General features: G+C 74.2%; 3 protein-coding genes. All 3 read left to right on the top strand.

What is annotated here, in order from left to right; all coding sequences use genetic code 11:
• Window positions 1-891 (top strand): VWA domain-containing protein (locus NOD94_RS40730; RefSeq protein WP_281211286.1); only part of this gene is annotated, 891 nt, incomplete at its 5' end.
• Between the two features lie 31 nt (window positions 892-922).
• Window positions 923-1,513, top strand: a complete 591-nt coding sequence (locus tag NOD94_RS40725) for a HutD family protein (RefSeq protein ID WP_281211285.1) — start codon at window positions 923-925, stop codon at window positions 1,511-1,513.
• Between the two features lie 68 nt (window positions 1,514-1,581).
• Window positions 1,582-2,472, top strand: a complete 891-nt coding sequence (locus NOD94_RS40720) for an RNA polymerase sigma-70 factor (protein WP_281211284.1) — start codon at window positions 1,582-1,584, stop codon at window positions 2,470-2,472.
• Window positions 2,473-2,601 lie beyond the last annotated feature (129 nt).

The raw sequence follows: 2,601 nt of genomic DNA, 5'->3' as shown, positions 1-2,601 counted from the left end.
CCCGCCCCGGCCCGCGCGCCCGCGCCGCCGGCTCCCGCCCCGGCCCGGTCCCCGTACGCGCCCGCCGCGCCCGCCGGACCGCCCACCCTGCCGGGCGGGGGGCCGCCCACCGAAGCCGCCGTGCGGCTGGTCAAGGGCGAGGAGTGGCTCCCCGTCGACATGCGCAAGCGCCTCTCGCTGCGCAAGCAGCAGGTCGCCGTCAGCCTGAGCAAGGCCGGCGCCACCGGGGTGACCGCCCGGGTGATCCTCGTCCTCGACGCGTCCGGCTCGATGAGCGCCCTCTACTCACGGGGCACCGTGGCGAACGTCGTGGAACGCATGGCGGCCGTCGCCGCCCAGCTCGACGACGACGGCGAGATGCAGGCGTGGACCTTCGCCACGAACCCGGCCCGGTTGCCCGACCTCGCGGTCGGCGACCTGCCGGATTGGTTGCGCCTGCACGTGCGCGTCGGCCAGATGAGCCTCTTCGGTCGCAAGAAGCCGCCGAAGGGACTCCAGCCCGGCCAGGTCGACATGCGCGCCGTCGGGTTCCAGAACGAGGAGCAGAAGGTCATCGCCGAGGTGCGGGCCTACGCCCGCACCCAGTCGCCGTCCGTCCCGACCCTGGTGCTGTTCTTCTCCGACGGCGGCGTCTACCGCAACGACGAGATCGAACGGGAGCTGCGCGCGGCCGTCGACGAACCCGTGTTCTGGCAGTTCGTCGGCCTCGGCCGGGCCGGATTCGGAGTGCTGGAACGCTTCGACACCATGGCCGGCCGCCGCGTCGACAACGTCGGCTTCTTCGCCGTCGACGACATCGACAAGGTCTCCGACCCCGAGCTGTACGACCGGCTGCTGTCCGAGTTCCCGTCATGGCTCCGCGCCGCCCGGCAGGCCGGCATCCTGCGCTGAGCGCGCCCCGCCCGAAAGAAGGAACGCCCTCGTGACCACCCCCGCCGGCCTCAGGATCCTGCGCGCCGCCGACCGTACGGCCGAGCCCTGGAAGAACGGCGGGGGAATCACCCGCGAGATCGCCGCACGGCCCGCGGAATCCGGTACGGGCGACTTCGCCTGGCGGGTCAGCCTCGCCGAAGTGGACGCCGACGGCCCCTTCTCCGTCTTCCCCGGCGTCGACCGGACGCTCACCCTCGCCGAGGGCGCGGGCATGGACCTCACCGTCGCGGGCGAACACCGCCTCGTGGACGAGCGCTGGGCACCGCGACACTTCCCCGGCGACCGACCCACCCACTGCCGGCTCCTCGACGGCCCCGTCGTGAACCTCAACGTGATGTACCGCCGGGACCGCACCGACGCCCGGACCGCCGTCGTGCGCGGCGAGTTCGACCTCACAGTGGCACCGGACGAGACCGTCATCGTCATCGCCCTGGACGGCCCGGCGACCCTGGACCGAACGGACGCGCGGGGCGGCCAACCCACCCGACTCGCCCCGTACGACGCTCTCCTGGCCGACGGCCCCCTCACCGGTCTCGTGCGCACCACGGGCCGGGCGGCCCTGGTACGTCTGCGGACCTGAGGCCCCCCGGGACCGAGCCCGTGGGACCCGTTCTTGCCGGTGGGAGGCCGTGCGGGCAGAATCGCCCGGTGACCGAAACCCCAACGCACCAGGACGCCTTCGCCGAACACCGCAGGCTCCTGTTCGCCACCGCCTACCGGATGCTGGGCAGCGTCGCCGACGCCGAGGACATCGTCCAGGACGCGTGGTTGACGTGGCACAAGGCCGACCGCTCGGACGTACGTCACCCCAAGGCGTACCTGGTGCGCACCGTGACGAACCTGTCCCTGAACCGGCTGACCTCCGCCCGGGCCACCCGGGAGGAGTACGTCGGCCCCTGGCTCCCCGAACCCCTGCTGACGGAGCCGGACGCGGCGCGGGGACAGGAGCTCGCCGAGAGCGTGTCGACGGCGATGCTGGTCGTTCTGGAGACCCTCGCGCCCGTGGAGCGCGCGGTGTTCGTCCTGCGCGAGGTGTTCGGCTACTCGCACGGGGAGATCGCCGAGGTGTTGGAGCGCCCGGAGCCGACGGTCCGGCAGATCTCCCACCGCGCCCGCAAACACGTCCAGGCCGGCCGCCCCCGCTACGACACGGACACGGCGGAGCGCGAACGGATCACGGAGCGCTTCCTGAACGCCTGCGCCGGCGGCGACCTGAACGCGGTCATGGAGATGCTCGCCCCCGACATCACCGCCTGGTCCGACGGCGGCGGGAAGGTCCGTGCCGCGCTCCGTCCACTGCACGGGCCCGACCGGGTGGCGCGCTGGCTGCTGGGCGTACTGGCGAAGCCGACCATGGCTCCCGTCAGCACCGTCCCGGCCCTCGTCAACGGCGAATTGGGCCTGCTCGCCCTCGCCGGCGACACCCCCATGGGCGCGGTCACCTTCGACCTGGAGGACGGCCGGATCCGCAACCTCCGCCTCCAGATCAACCCGGACAAACTCCGCGGCCTGACCCCGCCGGGACCCGACCGGGGGTGACGCCGCGCCGGCGCGGGGTCACGGGGACTGCGCGCCGCCCGTCAGGGTGTGCGGGGCCGGGGGGGGGGGGGGGGGGGGGGGGGGGGGGGGGGGGGGGGGGGGGGGGGGGGGGGGGGGGGGGGGGGGGGG

This window comes from Streptomyces sp. Isolate_45 (genome assembly GCF_024721315.2).
In the GTDB taxonomy this organism is placed as follows: domain Bacteria; phylum Actinomycetota; class Actinomycetes; order Streptomycetales; family Streptomycetaceae; genus Streptomyces.
The sequence above is the reverse complement of the archived record's forward strand: the minus strand, read 5'-3'. Positions and strand labels throughout refer to the sequence as shown.